Origin of the sequence: Lyngbya confervoides BDU141951 (genome assembly GCF_000817775.3) — a bacterium.
Classification (GTDB): Bacteria; Cyanobacteriota; Cyanobacteriia; order Thermosynechococcales; family Thermosynechococcaceae; genus Lyngbya; species Lyngbya confervoides.
Map to the genome: position 1 here is coordinate 1 of NZ_JTHE03000095.1, position 18868 is coordinate 18868.

Here is an 18868-nt window from a genome sequence, read left to right on the forward strand (position 1 = left end):
CAACTTTGCGGAAGCAAGGACACAATGTCGTGGATGCTCTCATTGCTCTATTTTCTGGAAGCCCCAAACCTTTCTTATTTCAGCCTGAGTAGTTACTTGGAGTCAACTATTTCTGAATTAATTCTAGCAACGCCTCCGTAGAGATCTTGCCACTCATATCAGCACCTTCTAATAGACTATCTGCAAGGTCACGTTTTTGACGATGTAAATCAACAATTTTTTCCTCAATGGTATTGCGAGTAATCAAGCGATAAATAGTGACAGGTCGTGTTTGGCCTATGCGATGAGCACGGTCTGAGGCTTGGTCCTCTACCGCAGGATTCCACCACGGATCCATATGAATCACATAATCTGCTGCCGTTAGATTTAATCCCGTACCGCCTGCTTTCAAGCTAATGAGGAAAACATCCCCTTCTCCGGCCTGAAAGGCTTCCACTCTAGCTTTTCTCTGTTTCGCAGGGGTGCTCCCATCTAAGTACTGATAGGAAACTTGCTTTTCATCCAAAAAATCACGCAGTATTGCTAGGTGATCTACAAACTGGCTAAACACTAAGGCTTTATGATGATTGGCTAATAACTCTTCCAGAACTTCTGCAAAAACCTCTAACTTGGAGCAGCGTCCTGGTAAAATATCTGAAGGCACCACGAGTTGTGGATTACAGCAGCAACGTCGAAGTTTTGTGATTTCAGCTAAAACCTGTAAATGTTTGGTTCCTGCCACTGCATCTGAATCAGATAACGTTTGAATTGCTGTTTGACGGAGTGCTTCATAGAGCTCTTTCTCTTTAGGGCTGAGGTCTACGTAGAGTGGAATTTCAGTGCGAGAGGGTAGCTCATCTAATACCTCTGCTTTGGTGCGTCTCAAAATAAACGGCTGAATTAACTTTTTGAGTTGATGTTTAGCGATTAAGTTTTCATCTCGCTCAATGGGATAAGCAAAACGCTGATTGAACTGCTCGAGGGACCCTAGCAACCCTGGCGTAATGAAGCGGAAGAGGTTCCATAATTCACCCAAATGATTTTCAATAGGGGTTCCGGTCGTCAGTAACTTGAATTCTCCTTGAAGTTTCATCGCCGCTTTGGAACGCTTCGTTGAGGCATTCTTAATGGCCTGAGCCTCATCTAACACCACGACTTGCCATTGGACCTCCGATAGCATTTGAGACACCTTCGGTTGCTGCAGTAACCCATAACTACAGATCAGCAGGTCAAAGGGTTGTAAATTCTCAATTTGCTTTTGACGATTACTGCTTCCCAATTGAATTGGATTGAGCGTGGGGGCAAATCGCCCCACTTCAGTGCTCCAATTCATGCCAACTGAGGTGGGTGCAATCACTAGGGTTGGGCCTTTCGGCGCACGGGTTAGGATCATCGCAAGGGCTTGTAAAGTTTTACCCAGTCCCATATCATCGGCTAAACAAGCCCCAACCCCCCATGCCGATAATCGGGCTAACCATTGAAATCCTTCAATTTGATAGTCTCTCAATTCTGCTTGCAAGGTCGAAGGCAATTGTGGTTCAAGGACTCTCACCTGCTCAAGACGTTGAAGATGCTCCTGCCAATGCCGATCTACCTGCAGCTCTCCAACTTCATCTAGCCAATCCTCTAAAGCCAGTGAAGCAAGAGGATTCAGTCGTCTGCCACTACCAGATTGCTCGCTAATGGCCTGTAGTTCTTCTAAGCGTTTCCGGAAAGTTTCTGTCAACGCTAGAAATTGACCATCGCCTAAGGGCAAAAAACGTCCTTTTGACTTTTCAAGCAACAGAATTAATTGTTGAATATTTAAAACTTGTTCAGAATCGAGTTGAATTTCTCCCTCCACTGCAAACCAGTCTCGTTGACGCTTCAGACTCATACGAAACTGATCTAGGCTGAACATTGGTTTCAGTTTGAATTTTTCACCTTCTGGCCATTCCAACACTAACTGACTGTCCAGGCTTTGTAGACTGAGCAAGACCTCTAAACAGTCTTCTACTTCATCTAAAATCCATTCGTAATTCTCAGATGAAATATTCTTCAAGACGGAACAAGATTGAATAATTTTTTCTGCGGATTGAATCTCAGCAGAAAGATCTCGTTTTGTGAGTTTTCGGACTCCTTCAATTTCTGAAATTACAGTTATTCCACCTTGTCCCGGAGAAAAGTAAGGGCCGACAGAACCAAAAGGGCGGATTAATATTTTGACGTTTAAGCCCTCATTTAGCGGAAATAACTGGAGATGAGGAGTTGAAGAAGCAGGTAATTCTTCAATGGATTCATTCCCACCTCCAATATCTGAGTGTACCGTGACCAAATTAGAGATAGAATTAATGGCTTCTAAAACCCGTTCCTTTGCTTCTAGGGGAACGGTTAGGGCATTCTGTGAGCCCAGAATAATTGCAATCCGTTCATGCTCTGGTTTAACTGGAATGACCTTCACTCGTGTCAGCGTTTCTTTTTGAATAATGGTGCTTTGCCCTACCTTGATCGGGGGGGATAGCTCGAGCAATAGAGAATCTGCTGAGGTCTGCTTGACTAAAATTTCAGGTTCGCCAGAGACAACCTCAACCCTAATGTCAGGAGCACTTTCCCAAAATACAAGTGGATGACCCACCAATTCCTGAAGAGCACGATCAGTGAGCTTGTAATCGACATTGTAATAATAGGAGTATCGGTCCTGATAGGTAGACTCAATACAACGACAAATGCGACGATCTTGTTCACTTAAATAATCAAAATTATCTAGCTGATCAGACTGGGCAAGTCGTTTGAGTGAGATGACTCTCCCTTTGCTCCAGGTTCCCTTGGCATTAATTTTTTGCTCCTTTGGTATCAACGCCCAGCCATGCTGATTGACATTTAAAAACCAGACAAGGCGGTTAACTGTGACAACGGGCTGACTCAGACTTTCGGGCTGGTTCAGCTGGGTCAGGGCTGTGAGACATAATTCCCAGGGTTCAACAGGTTGAATTAAATCAACCATTGGCACAATCTGACGCGTTGCTAGCAGAGATTTGACTCGTACAAGATGCTCTTTATTGGGCTCTAACTTTTGGAGAAGATAGGCACTTTCAGCCGCAATCCAATCATAATTAGCCCTTAGCGCTTGTTCTAAAACTTCATCAATAATAGGGGCTAGTTTTTTAGCCTCCTTGGGCATCACCCAGTACCATCCCAAGGCGATCAATAAGGTGCTAATTCCATTGCCTGCTGTGAGGGGTAAGACCTTAAAGTGGCGAATCTTTTCACGTTGCAAGATATCTCCCGCCTGATAATCGATGATCAGGGCCAGCATCTCTAGCACATCAGAAAAGATGTGTTTCCCTTGAACCATTTGGTGAATTTGCTGTTTAGCAATTTGAACCTTACCTTTGTCCTGACATTTCATACTTGCCAAGATAAACAAGACTCCGGCTAAGCTCTCCAAAAAAATTGGGCTACCAGAGGTTTCTTTTTTCTTCTGCTTGAGACTTGCCTGAAAATGTTCTAAAGCTCTAATGTGATCTCCTTGAACAGCTGCAACAACTCCAAGGTAGTGATGCTTTAGATATTCTAACGGTGGATCTTCACATAGAATTTCCACCTCTGAGAACATTCCACGATAAAAAAGCTGGGAGGCCAATAATGGCCATAATGCGATGTTAAAGTCATCCTCTACCACTTTATTTTCAAGCAGTAGAAACATTTCTTCTGCAGGCGTCAGGGTAAAAACCGACTCATTTAGATTGTTGTAGAAGATTGGAATCTGGAAATAATCTGGCAATGTTTGGAACCAGGCTCCATCAAATGGATTATCTATGATTTCATGAATGATATCATAGTGACTATCATGCAACCCAAGATCAGGTAAGGGTGAGTTCTCAAGTATAAGTTCGACATGGTCAATATCATGGGTATACAGTCCAATTCGAATTTCACGAATCAGCCTACCCATGGATCGAATGATAGGCTTTCCTCTCCAATTTAAGGCCATCGGAAGAGCCAGATGAACTGCCTTTGTGAAGCTCTGAATGCTTTGATTTTGAACAAGAGACCGGGTGATAATTTCAACAATAAGTGGATTACATTGATATTGTTGAGCTTGACACTTTTTGAGAAGCCTGAGTTTGGTGAGATTTCGGATTGATTTACTCAGTGTTGAGTCTCCGTTCACTTTTTCGCGAAATTTTTTGGGAAGCTTTGCCAGACACTTTTTAATGCTGTCTATTTTTACGGGCTCATAGATCACGGAATAGAGTTCTATGAGTAATCGATCTGATGGTGAAAGTTTTGCAAAACTTTCCTGAAGTTCCATACGTCGTTGTTCGGCTGACTGAGCTAGCATAACTCAAAGACTCAATTTATAATTTGTGAATAGTATTTACGCTATTCATCTCTTGACTGTTCACTGACAGTTCTAAGAGAGTATCTTTTTATCTTATAAGCAATGGCCGACGTTCTGTAACCCATGGCTAAAGCGCATGGGTTACAGAACGAGTAAGCACTTTTAAGTGACGAAGCGATTAGAACTTAACTGTCAGGATTCCGATCCCCGTATAAGCTTGCTTTGTATGACTCGTTCAGAGGTGGTTGGTGCTGCAAGCGGGATTGTGGGTAGCGCGGTGGTTGGCAGAGACTGAACTCAATCGCCTGGGAACTGCAGCAACTCCTTGGCCAGCCTGTCAGCTTTGTGGGCAAGTCCTGCACTGGCCACCAATTTAAGCCGGGACAGAATGCAGTGTGGGCATTTGAGGCTGTGTAAAATTTTTGTATCGTCTGGCTTGGGGGAACTCATCCATTTGTGCCAACACCGACTCGAATGCGCCTAAAGGATAGCTATTCATCAACTTGCCATAGATCCGACTCTAGTGAAGACAAGTCTTTAGATATTCTGTGGGGCCGGATAATTAAAATAATGCGTCCAAGAAGCTTCATCTCTGGATTGGAAGAGAACCAATTTGCACGCAAAACGCCCTGTTCTTCGTAGAGGAAATAGGAGTCTCCAGACCACTGTCGCTGAGATCTATCTAAAATGACTAGCACTTCTTCTACAGGGTCAGGAATAGGCAGAGACAACTCATCACTGCTAGCAAGAAATGCCATGGGGTCTTCAGCCTGAAGCAGAACCTGCCACCCTGGGATGGCAACCCAGGCTGCCGCCGAATGATGTTGAACTACTTGAAACGAACTCTCTGACGCGATTACGGGTACTGAGACCAAGTCATGAGTGACTAGGGGCCAACGCCCAATCACTGGCACTATCCTTGGCATATCATCCGATTGATCTAGACGATATAAAGGCAACGTCGGCGCCATTAGTGGTTTCACAACGGAAAAATCCGTTAGGAGCTTTTCCAGGTGCTGGCGTGCCTCCTGACTCGATACAAACCTGAGACCACGTCCAATCAAGCGCGATCGCTCCTGAAGATCGGACTGCTGACGTGCTAATCGCCAGCATTCATAGGCCACCATATCGCCAGGAGCTTCCGTAAATCCCTGCGGAAGCTCCTGGACTCGAGCCACATCTCGCAAATCTTTGGCAATGAGATGGGCCTCATCTGCATCAAGCTGATGTTCCACTGCCAATGTAGCGGCCTTAACCCGATCACGTTGACCTAAGATTCTAAACTCGTACAAAACATCACTTCGACGTTCTGCAAAGTAATCTAAAACAACGTTAGGCGCCTTCAAATCATACAAGTTTGTATATATTTGAAATGATACAATGATTTGATTTTGTTGAATAGGCTCGAACCCTGTAGCTTCAAAAATAGACTGCGGTGAATATCCAGCTTTCTGCAGTATTTGACAGGCTCGTCCCCACTCCGGCCAAGTCTCCTCTTTCCGTCTCAGCATTTGTAGCAGGCGATCGCGCTCTGCCTCTGCCAAAGTTTCAGAAGTGCCAGAAGCAAAAGATTGGGAAGGATTAAACTGAGACATCTGCATCAACCCGCGCGGAGAGACCTACAATCAATTCTTCCATGAGGCACGTCTAAATGTGGAAGTTATCCCCAACTAACTTAATAAACAAGGGGGGGCGCGATCGCGCCCCCCCTTGTCCGTATGACCAATATCAACCGTTAAAGCACAACAGTCCGTTAACGGTTGACTCAAGCCTTGCGCTTAGTACTTACTGGGCTTGTGAACAATGAAGCTCATCACCTGACACTGCTTGATGTTATCAAAGGCAACAATTCGAATGTAGCAGTTGGGATATTCAGAGCGACACTGCTGAACCTCATTCAGAACCTCTTGGGGAGAAGTGGCATTGAACAAAGGCAGCTTCCACATTGTCCAGTAATAAGTCTCTGCAGCAGAATCCTCATTGAACTCAACACAGGGAAAATACCCCTGGCTCAAAGTATATTCCAACTGCTTCACAACCTGGCTATCCGTTAGCGGAGGCAGGTAGGAAAAAGTCTCGTAACGACGCTCTTTAGGTAAAGTTTTCATGATTTCCTCAATCAATATGAAACGGAAGTAACCGCAGTGTTAGGAGGTCTTGAGGCGTCGCGAACAACTCCTCTCACTCAGAGGACGACCCAGCAGAACTAGAACCGTCAGAAAAATTAGATTCATCCAATTCGGGGTTAGTCTTCAAATCCAGTCTTGTCATCCGCTCTAGCTGCTGCCGACGCAGGTTCATATTGGCTTGTTGAACACCCGTGAGAACCATCTCCGGCAAAAACTCCACAATTTCCGTAGCCAGAGCCTCGCGAACCGTCAAAATACGAAAAGCAAGATCCTGACGCTCCTGAAACAGCGCTTCAAGATAGGCTTCCCCATCCTGAATTTTGTCTCGGGAAGAAAACTGATGGAGCCAAAAGGCTCGCGGCGGATCAGTTTGGTGGAGCTGAGCAAGCACCGTCTTCACCGCTTCATAGGTGAGATAACTGATAACGGTTTTAACGGTATTTTTAGCAACTTGCTTCACGTCCATCGGACAACCCCAGCAGGAGGAAACACATCGTAGAGCCGAGTCCTTCGCCCCACTCTACAATGCGCATTTCGAATTAGACCGTATCCATCGCCTCAAATTCGAACTTGATTTCCTTCCACAGCTCACAAGCAGCAGCCAGTTCAGGACTCCATCGGCAAGCCTCACGGATGATGTCGCCTCCTTCACGCATCATGTCGCGACCTTCATTACGCGCCTGAATACAAGCTTCCAGAGCAACCCGGTTCGCCGTTGCACCCGGAGCATTCCCCCAGGGGTGACCCAAGGTTCCACCTCCAAACTGGAGCACCGCATCATCGCCGAAGATTTCAACCAGAGCAGGCATGTGCCAGACGTGAATACCACCCGAGGCCACAGCCATAACCCCCGGCATGGAAGCCCAGTCCTGGGTGAAATAAATTCCACGGCTACGGTCCTGTTCAACGTAGTTCTCACGCAGCAGATCCACAAACCCCATGGTGATTCCTTTTTCACCTTCAAGCTTACCCACCACGGTTCCCGTATGAATGTGGTCACCACCAGACATCCGCAAACACTTGGACAGAACGCGGAAGTGAATCCCGTGATTCTTCTGACGATCAATCACCGCGTGCATCGCCCGGTGGATGTGCAGCAACAACCCGTTATCCCGGCACCAGTGGGCCAAGCTGGTGTTGGCAGTAAAACCAGCCGTCAAGAAATCGTGCATGATGATGGGCATTTCCAGCTCTTTGGCGAACTCAGCCCGCTTGAACATCTCTTCGCAAGTCGCCGCAGTCACGTTGAGATAGTGCCCCTTCACCTCACCCGTTTCTGCCTGTGCCTTATGAATCGCATCCGCCACAAACAGAAAGCGATCGCGCCAGCGCTGGAAGGGCTGGGAGTTAATGTTCTCATCGTCCTTAGTGAAGTCCAGACCACCGCGCAGACACTCATAAACCGCGCGACCATAGTTCTTCGCCGACAGACCCAGCTTGGGCTTAATCGTACAGCCCAGGAGCGGACGTCCATACTTGTTAATCTTGTCCCGTTCCACCTGAATACCGTGAGGAGGCCCCTGGAAGGTCTTCAGGTAGGCCACTGGAATCCGCAAATCCTCCAGACGCAGAGCTCGCAGCGCCTTAAATCCAAACACGTTTCCGACCAAAGAGGTCAACAGGTTTGTAACAGACCCTTCCTCAAAGAGATCCAGGGGATAGGCCACATAGGCAATATATTGGTTGTCCTCGCCCGGGACTGGCTCAACTTCATAACAACGACCCTTGTAGCGATCGAGGTCAGTCAGCAGATCCGTCCAAACCGTCGTCCAAGTTCCAGTGGAAGATTCCGCCGCAACCGCAGCACCCGCCTCCTCCGGAGGAACCCCCGGCTGAGGCGTCATCCGAAAGGCAGCCAAGATATCCGTATCCTTAGGCGTGTAGTCCGGAGTGTAATACGTCAGCTTGTAATCCTTAACCCCGGCTTCATAGCCAGAACGGGCCTGAGTCTTCGTTTGAGAGTAAGACATGTCTCCCTTCCAATTCTTCAATCAATAAGAATGTGCAATAACCATCAGAAGCCTGCTGAACCAGTTTTGACCCGGTTCAGCGTTCATCCCAGTGCTTAGCCACAGCCGCAAACCGCTGCCAATTGCCAGTTTTAGGAGCAAACTCGCCTAACCCTTAAGAGTAGTGTCTTGAGGCTTAACTTTTTAGCTTCTCTATAAAAACCTATCAGACATTTGATAAGTCTAATTTTGAACGTTATTATTTTTTTTATAAATTTTCCTTATCATTGGAATTAAGCATCTCTCCCTCTGGAAAGACACCCATAATTTTTATGAGTACATGTACTCACACATCAACAGCATCCTCCGCCAGATTTACAAAATTGACATCCTCCACCGGCGGGAACGACAGGGATCCCTCACCACGTCCAAACCGGCCCTGAGCAGGGGAAGGGTCGCTGCTGGGTTTCAACACCTAGAACGGTATATATTCGGTATATATTCGGTCATTTCAAAATCACGCACGGCGGCAGCAATTGTCCTGGGCGCACTCACGGATCGGCGAACCATCACGGTCCTGCGCCGCTATCTGGATCAAGGCGGTAGTCGCCATGATGCGACAACCTGCTTATAAATGTTAAGCGTATTTAGCGCACAAATTAATTTTATACAGTTTTTTTTTACAAAGCAGATCCCTCAGGAGCTAACCGCCTGGGGGGCTGGTGAGTCAGGCCGGAGGGCTCAGAGAGGGGTTCCACAGCCTTGACATCGTCAAGCACCCACTAGCCTCAGCCGACCCAGGATCGATTTCTTTTTACCAAGGGAATAATTAAATTAGCCCCAAAGATTGGAAAGTATGACCCAGTCTGAGGGCAGTCATGATCTTTGTCTACTCCTCAGCACGCCAGGGATCCCCTTCACGGTGGTTCGCGCGTATTAAATTGACAAAATGTACTGTAAAGTAACTCCCACAGATGAAGAATATACGATTCCTCTTCATCTCGACGCGGCGGAATCACAATCTTCGTCTCGATCGCCTGAGTACAGCGCATTTCAACGAGGCGATCAAGGGATTTACCATCTCCTCACCTTTTCACAGCAAGACAAATCACGGCTGCTTTTACTCGAAAGTTCCTCCTATACCATCGGTCGTCACGAGGCCAATTCGATTGTTCTAGACTCTCCCACCGCCTCGCGGCACCACGCCTATCTAATTCGAATTCTTAGCCCCACCGAGAAACAATATCATTTCCGCATCTTTGATGGCGACTTTAACGGGAAGCGTAGTCGAAACGGCCTATGGGTGAACGGAAAGCGAAGATCTGCCTGTACCCTCAAAGACCAGGATATCATTTCCTTCGGCGAAGAATGGTCCATTCGCTACCACATCGTTTCCAATCGCCATGACAAACGGCTTGACCCAACGGTAGCGGTCAGCGAATTTCCCATTCCCCAATTGGCTCCCAACCTAGCCCCCGGAGCACAGCTGTTTCCCAAATCAACCCAGGGCGGTCAGATCAAGCCCGATGAGAGCCTAAAACACCATGAAATGATCCTGGCGCGGCTCTCCTCCTTTGCCGAACTTGCCCCCCATGCAATCATTGAAACCGACCTGAGCGGCCAGATTACCTACTACAATCCCATGGCCGCCATTCAGTTTCAAAACTTAATCCTGGGGGAAACCGCTGCGGTGGTTGCGGGACTCATGGAGACCTTAGACCACGGCAGAATTCAAACTCTAACCCGCGAAGTCATGGTGGGCGGCTGCGTCTATGAGCAGTCTATCCACTGCATTTTACAAAGTCAGGTGATTCGCTCCTATTTTACTGAAATTACCCAGCGCAAAAATTTAGAACAAACCCTGGTTGAGGCCAAAGCCCGCTACGCCGCCGCCGCCAATGGGGCCAACGATGGTATCTGGGACTGGGATCTAGTTGCAGATCGGCTCTATGTCTCTGCGCGCTGGAAAGCCATGAGCGGCTACAGTGAGTCCCAGATCAGCGCCGACCCCAAGGAGTGGTTTTCCCGAATCCATCCCCATGACCTGGACCGGGTTACCCAGGAAATTAAATTACACTGCAATGGCTGCATTCCGCACTTTGAAAGTGAATATCGCATTCTGAACCAGGATGGAAACTACCGCTGGGTGCGGGCGCGCGGCCTGGCCCTTCGCAATGATCAAGGCCAGGCCATTCGCATCGCTGGGTCCCAAGCCGATATCCACGATCACCATTTGGCCAAAACCCAGCTGGCCCATGATGCTCTCCACGATGGCATGACAGGCCTTCCCAACCGAACTCTGTTTTTAGATCGGCTCAATCAAGCCCTCAAGCATTTAAAGCGCACCCCAGAGGCCAAGTGCGCCGTTTTGTTTTTAGATCTCGATCGGTTTAAGTTAATCAATGACAGTCTGGGCCATAGCGCCGGAGATGAACTGCTCATTGAAGTGGCCCATCGCCTGCAACAATGTTTGCGAGCCGAGGACACCGTAGCACGGTTAGGAGGTGACGAGTTCGTGGTTCTCCTCCATTCAATTGAGAAGATTGATGATGCCCTCAGAACCGCCCATAAAATCCTGGCGGTTTTAAGAACTGCCATTCCCATCCAGGGCCACGAAATCTTTACCAGCGCCAGTATCGGAATTGCCCTTTCGGATCACAGTACGTCCGCCGCCGCCGACCTCCTCCAAAACGCAGATACGGCCATGTATCAGGCGAAACATTTGGGCAAAAACCAGCTCGCGCTCTACGGTAGCAGCATGCGAGGCCATTCTATTCGGCAGCTCACTCTGGAAAGCGATTTACAAAAAGCCCTACAACGGCAGGAATTCCAGCTCCTATACCAGCCCATTTTGACACTGGACTCGCGCCAGACAGTGGGAGTAGAAGCCTTGATTCGCTGGGATCATCCCACCCGCGGCCTCGTGGCGCCAGCCGATTTTATTCCCGTGGCCGAGGACACAGGGCTAATTGTGCCCATTGGCTGGTGGGTGATCGAGACGGCCTGTGAACAGCTGCGGTGCTGGTCTGAGCACTATCACCCTCTCTCGATGAGCCTCAATATCTCGAGCCGTCAGTTCCTCGAACATGACTTTGTCGCACGGGTGGAGGAGGTTATCAGGCGCCAGCAGATCCAACCCCACCAGCTCAAGCTGGAGATTACCGAGGGGGTGGCCATGCATAATCCCCAGATCATTGCTCGCAAGTTTGAGCAGATCCAGGCCCTGGGCGTTCGCCTCATGATGGATGACTTTGGCACAGGCTATTCTTCGCTCAACTATCTCAAATCGTTTTCCATTGATACGCTCAAAATTGACCGGTCGTTCATTGACGCCATGCTCCAGGAGAATGGGATAGAAATTATCCGCACAATCATTAATCTGGCTCACAACCTCAATATGGACGTGGTGGCAGAAGGTGTCGAGCACGAGGATCAAGCCCAACGTCTGGTTGAACTGGGATGCGAGTATGGCCAGGGGTACCTGTTTGCCAAACCGATGGATGCCGACCGCCTCAAAGCCACAGTCTTAGACCCCAAAACCGGGTCATTGCCAGCGCTGTAGAGCATCGACCCAGTAGTCTAACAGGGCGATCGCCTGACTGCGACGAGCCTCAAAGGTGGCGGCAATCCAAATCAGCAATAGCCCCAGGGCAATCCCTAAGGCCCACAGCAAAAATGAATGATCCGCCACGAAGGACCAGAGCAGCAGCAGGGTTTTGACCATAAACAGCAGGGTGCCCACGTAGAGACAGGCGCGCACCTGCAGCATGACCCCCACCCCGCCCAGGATCAACCCCGCCAGGACCGTCAGCAACGACCCCAGCAGATCGCCCTGGGATTCAAGTAGGGCCGTCACGGCCATCAGCCCCAGGGCAGCACAGCGCAGCCAGTGGCGCAACTCTCGCTGCCGGGGCGATTGCAGCAGCGGCTCTAGATGCACAATCAGTAACATCGAGCCGCCCAGCAGCAGCGAGATCCAGAGGATGGTAACCCCTAACCAGCGGTCCACCAGATCCAGGCTGGCCCAGTTAGCCAGCCCAATCCCCAGGTAGGAGAGCCGCAGCAGCCTGGGGCGCTGCCCCACCCAAAAATACCAGGCGCTCGTCAGCAGCACGCTACTCAGGCCCACCGAAAACAGCGTGATCAGCACCACGCCGCCAGGGAGGAGAATGGCCAGGCGCTGCCCAGGGGTCACCTCCCAACCCCAGCGGTGCCAGGGAAGATAAAACAGGCCCAGGGCAGCGACCACTGCCATGGCTGCCCCCCAGCGACCCAGCAGATCGGGGGGCAGGGCCTGAGCCAACCCAAAGGCGATGGCCGCTAGCCCCTGACCGATTCCGGCGGACACAAAGCTCGGTTCGCGACGGCCTGCGGCTAGAGCATAGCCCCCCAACAGCAGCATCAAGCCAATCCAGGCAGCTTCTGCCCAGGGCCGCATCGGAGCCACCAGCGCCGTTCCCAGGAAAACCCCGGCCAGGAGCCAGTGCAGATGGGCCACTGGTAAAAACTGTGGTCGGGTCAGGCGCAGCAACCACGGGCTCCAGCGCACTAGGAGGCGATCGCCCAGGGCCACCGCCGCCGCTACGCCCGCCAACAGAATCAGCGCATCCCCCGGATGCGGCCCTCCCTGCTGCAACAGCTGGTAGACCAGCAGTTCGTAAACCCCAAAGGTGGTGGCAGCCAATCCCAGGTAGGTGGCCCCTATCCAGGCCTGTCGCCCCACCAGCAGCAAAATCAACCCCGCCCCCAAGGTATACAAGCCGGTATAGGGCAGAAAATCATGGTGGCCCACCAGCCAGCCCCAGCCCGCCAGACAACAGGACAACAACTGCCAATGCAGCGGTGAAATGGAGCGACGCAGGGGGGGACAAATCAACCCGATCTGGGTCAGGACTAGCCCCACCGTCAGGGTTCCCAGCGCAATGGTTTCGTAGGGGCGATCGGTGAGCGTCGCTCCCAGACCCAGGCCCGCCTCAAGGGCCACCACCGCGGTATACAAGGCAACGGGGCCAGGCTGTATCCACAGCCGGCAGAGTGTGGCGACTCCCGTCAGTCCAGCCCCCCACTGCAGCGCCAGGGAGGGAGGGGCAGCCGGAAAGACCAAACAAACCCCAGCCACCAGGCCCACGGCCAAGACCATCCCTAAATCCAAAAAGCGACTCCAGGCTAGACAGGCCCGCTGATATAGACCCAGGCGGCCAAGGCGCTGTAGCTGCTGGGCCAGCAGCAGCAGCAGCACACTGCTGAGGGGCGTCAGGGCAAAGAGCCAGACATGGTCACGCCCAGGGCGGTAGGACAGCCAGCCATTCATTCCCATCAGCAGGGCAAAGCCCAGGGTGGCCGCCGCCGGGAAGATCACCGGCAGGGACCGGGAACTGAGAGCCATCAGCCCGGTGGCCAGACCCAAGCCCACTGTGCGCGGTAGGGTGGACCCCAGGCACAACATCTGAGCCGCCAGAATCGCTCCCACGCCCAGCCACTGGGCCGCGACGGCCTGGGGAAAGCGACCCCAGCGGCCCAAAGTGACCAGACTCAGGGGAATGACCCAGGTTAAGAGCGTCCAGGGGGTGGTGGTACCCGACAGCCAGAAAAATTCCCCATACTGCTCAGCTTCTTGCGCCGTGAGCGTGCCATAGGCAATGGCCGCCAGCAGAAGTCCCGCCCACCAGGCACTGCGCTGCCAGGGGGAGGTGGGTTTCCCAGCCGCAACTCCCCACTCCAAGAGCATCCCTAGCAAGGCCGCCACGGCCCAACCGCGCCCGGAAAGAGTGGGCAAGGTCACATCAATGGCGCTGGCGATCGCTCCTAGGGCCACACCATGGGTGAGGGCCAACAGCCCCGGTGCGGCTCCCCCCTGGGATTGGCACCCCCGACGCAGGCGTACACCTAGCGTTGCCGTCACCAACCCCAGATAGGCGGTGCGCAGGATCGGGTTCCCCAGACACAGCAGGGTCAGCAAACTCCCAAACCCCAGACACAGCAGATCCAGCTGACGGGCCAGAGAGGGCTGCTGCTGGCTACGCAGTTGCCCCGCTCCCCACAGACACCCCCACAGGTAGGGAAGACCCAGCAAGCTGATCAGGGCCTGGGGCATCCAGCGGGGGCTGGCCAGCGCACTAACCTGGGTCACAATTTCAGCCCGCGTCGGGGCGGGAATTAGCGAGTAGATCGGCCACAGCCCCTGCAGACCCACGCCAAACATGACCCAAAGAATCCAGATCGGCCAGCGGCGCACCAGGCGATCGCCCAAGAGTGCCAGCCCCAGGCCAGTGATCACCACCGCCTGGATCGGCGCCTGCGACAGCACCATCACCCGTGCGATCAAGAGCAAACCCAGCCCGGCCAACCACCAAAGGGTGGCCCCCGGCAGCGATCGGCGGCCCACCCAGCCCCACAGACCGCCCACCAACCCCACCGCCAGCCCCAGCGACGCCCCAGACATTTGGGCAATCCAACCGCCGCGCAACAGGAGCAGCAACACCGCGTAGAGGGGCGTCAGCCGCAGCAAGTCATCATAGCAATAGCGGCGCGGAATCTGAGGCTGGGGCCAGCGCATATCCAGATAAATCGTGGTGAGCCCGGTGGCAATGATCCCCAGATAGACCGCCAGAATTGCCCAGGGTTTCACCATCCAGCCCCAGTGCAGCCAACTCAGCAGCAGCAAATTACCGCTCACCAACCAGCCCTGCCCAGACCCAGACCAGCGATGTCCATCGCGAGGCTGCAGCGTCAGCAACAGTAGACCCGAGAGAGTCCCCCCAGCCGCTAGGGCTACGCCTATCCCAGGCCCGCCTTGAATCAAGGCAAAGGCATCAATCATCCAAAAGTTCACGGGAATAATCAGCAGGGTGGTCAACTGAAGCGTACAGGCCGTGAGCTGAAGATTGGCACGGCGACTGAGCCAGTGACTGACCAGCCAGGCGACGACGGTATAGCCCCAGAGAATGCCATACTGTCCAGCCGGAGGAACGTTTTCCCACTGGCTCGCAGCCAGAATTGCCGAGGAGACAACCACCAAAAAAACGCCCAGAAACAGCAGCCACAGCACGCTAATTTCATCCATCAAGGCCTGGAGGATTTGCGCCAGCCAGCCTGGCGATCGCGCACTGGGTGGGGGCGACCCCGAGGGCAAGGGGGCGGCGACCACCGCTCCAGCGGTGGCAGGGGAACGGCTGGGCAAGTTTACGCTGAGGCGATCGCGGCTCCAGCAGCGCATTTGCTCCTCACTAATCAGTCCCAGACGGAGCCAAATATCTAGCCCTGCCAGTAGGTTCGGGTGGGTCAACCCAGGAGCCAAGGGCAGGGCGATGGGGCAACTCAAGGATCGGGCACACAGGTGGCGCAGCTGCGTTTCTGACAGCAGGCCGAGGGCCACCCACTGCTCTAATCCCTCCAGCAGCTCCACCCCCAGGTCAGCAGCGCCCGGTTGTATGCAAAGCATCAACTCTAGTCGATTCGGATCAGGAGTATTCATACAGCTTGGATCCCAAAACACCCAGGGCAGATCATCGCTCATCGCAGCGCTGAATCCGCCCGTTGAATCAGCAGAGATCAGGGGAGTAGATGTAGCTTAGGGGGCGATCGCTCTCATCTGAGCGGGGATTGTGCCAATTCTTACCCGTGGCAATCCACTCCTTGACCAATCCTATGCCGACAGAACACTCACAAAATTTCAACCCTTAGCCCAGAGGATCGAGTCGACTGGAACCCCTAGCCCACGGCAATGATCATGCAGCGTTCCAACCAGAATCAACAGAGCACATTTAATACGTTTAGTGTATAGACATCAATGTATAGAGATCGCACTCATCTCTAGTTCGATGGACAATGGAGGGTTCAGTTTGTCTAATTTCCAGATTTCATGGCCTGGAAATAGCTGAATAAATTCAGTTTTCTTCTTGCTGAAACAGGTTTTTTGTGGATCGATCCACAAAAATTGGCACCTTAATTCTTAAGAAATGTTACAGGGATCGCCTAGTTCGACTGCTTCTGCTCTACGCCAAACCCCACCAGGGCCACATCGGTGAGGGGTTGATCCGCCGGGGGACGGTGATAGTTCAAAATATTGCGGATTCGCAGGCTAGGATTGACCAGGGTAATGGTGTCAACAGAGACGATGCGGGTATAGATGGTCTGCATTTTCAGCTCCCGCAGCTGCGGATCAAATTGAAATTTGGCCACCATGGGTTTGGCTTCCTCGTAGGCGCGATCGCGGAGGTAGTCGCCCACCAGCAGATCGCCGGACTGTTCGTAGACAAACAGCATATTCAGCGAATGGGCAACGCGCTCTCCTGCTTCTGAGACGGTTTCAAAGGCAAGATGATAACCAGGATAGGGGCTTAAGTCCCCCAGTTCTTCATAGCCGTTGTCGGTGATCACCTTTTTTTTGAGGACCGGCGAGAGGGGATGAATGGTGAACTCGGTGTGGGAGCGCTCAACCTGTTGATGGGTTAAGTAGTGATAGGTGCGCTCAGTCACCCAATCCCCGACACAACAGTCAAAAAAGTCCTGAAAAACATGGGCAGCGCTCACGACATCACTCCTTCTGGGGGTCACTTCCTTACGATAGCTAATCTAGGCAAGCTCACTTCATCCCCGCACAAAATCGCAACAGTTGTTGAGAGGTCAACCAATGCCCCAAACCCAAACTGGCGCAGAACTCCTGTTGCGTTGGCGGCTCGCGCTGCCCTCAGACAAGAAACCCGAAGGCTTGGGCCGTAACAATAGGAGGGCATGCTAGGGCGTCTCATTCACTCTTCTTGAAAAACAATTGGGAAACGGTGCAAACAAGGTAAATTTTTGTAACAATATAAACAGTTGACCTTGACAGGCTCTCGTTAGACTAGAGCTAAGGACAACCTAAAATCTTTTGTGTGAGGCTTCCATGACCTTTTCCCTCTCCAGCCCAGCGCGCACCCTTGATGAGTTGGTCATCGCATTTTTCCGAGCATCGGAAGGGCAATGGCGATCGCAGCGGCGCTATTACACGCTGAAGAATAATCAAACAGAAGAGGTCACCAGCTACATCACGGTTCGCTACCTGACTCCCGACAGTCAGGAGCTACAGACTCTAGCTCGACTCCACGATTTGCCGGAGGGAATGCTTTTGAGCTGTGGAACCGAAGTCACCTGGGAAAGCCATTACGACAGTCCCAGCCGTAAGCCAGCCCAGGGCTCAACGCTATTTGGGGCACGGGATGGATTGCTCTACCGCGATCGCGGATTTGCCACACCCAAACCCATCGTGGCTCGCTTTGACTTCCGGGATGAGCACACCATGCGCCTATTTACGGAGTACGACCAATCCTCCTTCGAGGAGGAGCTGAAGCTCATTGGCCACCAATACCGCACCCGCCAAACCATTATTTCTCGCGCCGGTGAGGAGCAAATGATTGGTCAGTATCTAGAAAAGCGCCTCTAGGTTCGCTTGGCCGATCCTCACCGGCGCCGATGAGTTCGAAGTCGAAGTTGAGCCTGTTTAGACCGCTCTCTCGGGAATCTTCTCCCTGGAGACTCTTCGGCTCTCTAACGCAGCGGAGTCAACTCTCCAAATTTTTTGTTCGTACATTTTTCACACAGATACCCCTCCGGTCCATGAGAATAGCCGTCATAGCCCAATCGAATCACTCGATTGCATTCAGCGCAATGAGTCGGTCTATACTTGGGCGGGTTAGGTAGCTTTTCAAAGTTGTATTCATTCGTGCCGTAGTAGACATACATCTCTGTTTCAAACATCTCCCGGCACTGCTGGCAATCTTGCCAGCGCCCCTCATGGCCTTCAACATCGTGAGCAGCACACAGGGTATAGCGGCGATGGTTGCGAGAACAGCTATTGTGAGCAAATGAGAATAAGCGGTACTGATCTTCGTCGTCACAAATCCAGTGGTTGCAGCACTTGGTCTTAGTCAAATTGCCCGTCTTGCCGCACAGACCACAGCGGGGTACTTTGCCACCCTTGCCCTTGGGACTCTGGCCTCTATCCAGTCGCTTGACTTGATTCAACGCTCGTTTGACCATAGCCGGATCTCCTAACCCATAGCTTTACAATCTCTCCCCCCAATTCTGCCAGGGTTCCCTACAGTTCTGCGATCGCCGCTTCCGGCTCAACCATCATTCCTAGACCAGGGTAGTCGGTTCTGGCAAATCCTCTGAGCCGACTTCGCTCCATATCCTCGAAAGTCTGGCCAAGGTACTTGCGACGATCGCCTTCATGCCATATAAGCAAAACTCATGCCAAACAAAGCTTTAACTTATCTTATAAAACTTTACAAAAGTAAACAGAGCGTTTAGTATAAGGTCATACATTCATCTTTGTTTGATTCGGAATTATCAACCATGACTACAGTTCTCCAACAGCGTGAGAGCAGCAGTGCATGGGAGCGCTTCTGTAGCTGGATCACCAGTACAGAAAATCGTCTTTACATCGGCTGGTTCGGTGTTCTGATGATCCCTACCCTCCTAGCTGCTACCACTTGCTTCATCATCGC

General features: G+C 51.8%; 11 protein-coding genes and 1 pseudogene. 4 read left to right on the forward strand and 8 right to left on the reverse strand.

Annotated features, from left to right (window positions below; all coding sequences use genetic code 11):
• Positions 1-106: 106 nt before the first annotated feature.
• The 5 genes from QQ91_RS16480 to QQ91_RS16500 all read right to left on the reverse strand — a co-directional run bounded on the left by QQ91_RS16480 (position 107) and on the right by QQ91_RS16500 (position 8402).
• Complete coding sequence (locus QQ91_RS16480; RefSeq protein WP_166283148.1) at positions 107-4303, reverse strand: DEAD/DEAH box helicase; 4197 nt, start codon at positions 4301-4303, stop codon at positions 107-109.
• 491 nt (positions 4304-4794) lie between these two features.
• On the reverse strand, positions 4795-5898 hold the full coding sequence (locus QQ91_RS16485) for a RuBisCO accumulation factor 1 (protein ID WP_166283150.1): 1104 nt from the start codon (positions 5896-5898) through the stop codon (positions 4795-4797).
• Between the two features lie 183 nt (positions 5899-6081).
• A complete protein-coding gene (locus QQ91_RS16490; protein ID WP_166283152.1) occupies positions 6082-6411 on the reverse strand; it encodes a ribulose bisphosphate carboxylase small subunit in 330 nt (109 codons plus the stop codon).
• Positions 6412-6484: 73 nt separating this feature from the next.
• Positions 6485-6898, reverse strand: a complete 414-nt coding sequence (gene rcbX / locus QQ91_RS16495) for a RuBisCO chaperone RbcX (RefSeq protein WP_166283154.1) — start codon at positions 6896-6898, stop codon at positions 6485-6487.
• A 73-nt stretch (positions 6899-6971) separates the two neighbouring features.
• Positions 6972-8402 (reverse strand): form I ribulose bisphosphate carboxylase large subunit, encoded by a 1431-nt coding sequence (locus QQ91_RS16500; RefSeq protein WP_166283156.1) that lies wholly within the window; start codon positions 8400-8402, stop codon positions 6972-6974.
• 319 nt (positions 8403-8721) lie between these two features.
• Here QQ91_RS16500 and QQ91_RS16505 point away from each other — a divergent pair, with 319 nt between their 5' ends.
• Positions 8722-9015: a hypothetical protein gene (locus tag QQ91_RS16505; protein WP_166283158.1), complete on the forward strand. Its 294-nt coding sequence runs from the start codon at positions 8722-8724 to the stop codon at positions 9013-9015.
• A 315-nt stretch (positions 9016-9330) separates the two neighbouring features.
• A complete protein-coding gene (locus QQ91_RS16510) occupies positions 9331-11943 on the forward strand; it encodes an EAL domain-containing protein (RefSeq protein WP_166283160.1) in 2613 nt (870 codons plus the stop codon).
• On the opposite strand, the gene QQ91_RS16515 is transcribed toward QQ91_RS16510, so the two are convergent.
• The gene (locus QQ91_RS16515) at positions 11926-15855 is read right to left on the reverse strand and encodes a hypothetical protein (protein ID WP_166283162.1); all 3930 of its coding nucleotides are present in this window, start codon (positions 15853-15855) and stop codon (positions 11926-11928) included. The two genes, QQ91_RS16510 and QQ91_RS16515, sit on opposite strands and share 18 nt — an antisense overlap.
• A 500-nt stretch (positions 15856-16355) precedes the next feature.
• Positions 16356-16913 (reverse strand): phycobiliprotein lyase, encoded by a 558-nt coding sequence (locus QQ91_RS16520; protein ID WP_166283164.1) that lies wholly within the window; start codon positions 16911-16913, stop codon positions 16356-16358.
• 352 nt (positions 16914-17265) lie between these two features.
• On the opposite strand from QQ91_RS16520, the gene QQ91_RS16525 reads away from it, so the two are divergent.
• Positions 17266-17802 carry a phycobiliprotein lyase gene (locus QQ91_RS16525; protein ID WP_166283166.1) on the forward strand — a complete coding sequence of 179 codons (537 nt, stop codon included), beginning with the start codon at positions 17266-17268 and terminating at the stop codon, positions 17800-17802.
• Positions 17803-17906: 104 nt separating this feature from the next.
• On the opposite strand, the gene QQ91_RS16530 is transcribed toward QQ91_RS16525, so the two are convergent.
• On the reverse strand, positions 17907-18398 hold the full coding sequence (locus tag QQ91_RS16530; protein ID WP_166283168.1) for a hypothetical protein: 492 nt from the start codon (positions 18396-18398) through the stop codon (positions 17907-17909).
• 318 nt (positions 18399-18716) lie between these two features.
• Here QQ91_RS16530 and QQ91_RS16535 point away from each other — a divergent pair.
• Positions 18717-18868, forward strand: a pseudogene (locus tag QQ91_RS16535) (photosystem II q(b) protein); the annotation flags it as partial.

What these genes read in the sequence shown, in the direction of transcription:
- QQ91_RS16505 (WP_166283158.1), top strand. Translation starts at nt 8,722, where the DNA reads ATGTACTCACACATCAACAGCATCCTCCGCCAGATTTACAAAATTGAC.
- QQ91_RS16510 (WP_166283160.1), top strand. Translation starts at nt 9,331, where the DNA reads ATGTACTGTAAAGTAACTCCCACAGATGAAGAATATACGATTCCTCTT.
- QQ91_RS16500 (WP_166283156.1), bottom strand. Translation starts at nt 8,402, where the DNA reads ATGTCTTACTCTCAAACGAAGACTCAGGCCCGTTCTGGCTATGAAGCC.
- QQ91_RS16480 (WP_166283148.1), bottom strand. Translation starts at nt 4,303, where the DNA reads ATGCTAGCTCAGTCAGCCGAACAACGACGTATGGAACTTCAGGAAAGT.
- QQ91_RS16530 (WP_166283168.1), bottom strand. Translation starts at nt 18,398, where the DNA reads ATGGTCAAACGAGCGTTGAATCAAGTCAAGCGACTGGATAGAGGCCAG.
- QQ91_RS16485 (WP_166283150.1), bottom strand. Translation starts at nt 5,898, where the DNA reads ATGTCTCAGTTTAATCCTTCCCAATCTTTTGCTTCTGGCACTTCTGAA.
- rcbX (WP_166283154.1), bottom strand. Translation starts at nt 6,898, where the DNA reads ATGGACGTGAAGCAAGTTGCTAAAAATACCGTTAAAACCGTTATCAGT.
- QQ91_RS16515 (WP_166283162.1), bottom strand. Translation starts at nt 15,855, where the DNA reads ATGAATACTCCTGATCCGAATCGACTAGAGTTGATGCTTTGCATACAA.
- QQ91_RS16525 (WP_166283166.1), top strand. Translation starts at nt 17,266, where the DNA reads ATGACCTTTTCCCTCTCCAGCCCAGCGCGCACCCTTGATGAGTTGGTC.
- QQ91_RS16490 (WP_166283152.1), bottom strand. Translation starts at nt 6,411, where the DNA reads ATGAAAACTTTACCTAAAGAGCGTCGTTACGAGACTTTTTCCTACCTG.